At 63.4% G+C, this 888-nt stretch carries 1 protein-coding gene and 1 pseudogene; both read right to left on the bottom strand.

Annotated elements, in window-relative coordinates; all coding sequences use genetic code 11:
• Positions 1 to 250 (bottom strand): annotated as a pseudogene (locus RVY79_RS16690) (transposase); the annotation flags it as partial.
• A complete protein-coding gene (locus tag RVY79_RS16695; protein ID WP_003100858.1) occupies positions 247 to 573 on the bottom strand; it encodes a hypothetical protein in 327 nt (108 codons plus the stop codon). The pseudogene RVY79_RS16690 and the gene RVY79_RS16695, both read right to left, overlap by 4 nt.
• Positions 574 to 888 lie beyond the last annotated feature (315 nt).

Genomic DNA, 888 nt, shown 5'->3' on the forward strand with positions numbered 1-888 from the left:
GCAGGCCGCGCTCGGCAAGCGCCTGGCGCTGCCGCTCCGACAGCGCATCCGTCCGGCCATACCAGCGCCGGAATGGTGGACAGCGCAGCAGCAAAGGGGTGAAGAGGATCATCACCGCCACGATCGCGACACCCCACGCCATGACGGCGCCGGCATCGGGCCGCTTGGCGTTCTCGATCACGGGCGCGAAGACGCCCGGAGCACCGATCATCCAGAACAGCGCAATGTGCTGATGGAAGGAGAGCTTCATTTGCTCATCCACTTGCGCAGCAGGCGCTTTTTCAGGGAGGCGCGTTCTTGCGGGTTGCGTCCCTTGTGATTGGCGATGCGATCCGCCGTGGCGGCCTGGCGCTTGACGGGCCAGTAGGAGCGGCCATCCTTGCCCATCGACCAGACGCTGCTGGCCTGGTTTTCCAGCAGGGGCAGATGGGCGCTCAGGGCTTCGGGCGACGCGCTGGTCAGCGCCGTGCGCTCACGGGTGCGCCAGCGCTGATGCCAGAGCTTCTTGTCCTCGCGCTCGCTGCCGCAGGTCGTGTGCCCGACGATGGGTGTTTTGCGGCGGCTGCGGCTCATAACGTAGTGGTCTCCAAGAACATTCAGGACTGATCCCAGGCGTCGATGGTCAAGACCTGATCGGCAGGACAGGCGGCTACGCGGTCGGGAACTGGATGGTGTTCAGTCTCATGCCGACCCCATTCGATTGATCGCGTCGCTTGCGGCACGCTGCGACGCAAGGAGGTTTGCGACCTGGTTTAGCAGCCGTGTCCGCTGCATGTCTGTTACCTATCTCCCCGACCGCTCATTGGACCAACTCCAGAGATTGGGCTCTATCGCTCAGCCAATACGAAACCGGCATTGGCTGATGCCACAACCGAGACGAACACAAAT

Source organism: Chromohalobacter sp. HP20-39, from assembly GCF_033052815.1.
Lineage (GTDB): Bacteria > Pseudomonadota > Gammaproteobacteria > Pseudomonadales > Halomonadaceae > Chromohalobacter.

What these genes read in the sequence shown, in the direction of transcription:
- RVY79_RS16695 (WP_003100858.1), bottom strand. Translation starts at nt 573, where the DNA reads ATGAGCCGCAGCCGCCGCAAAACACCCATCGTCGGGCACACGACCTGC.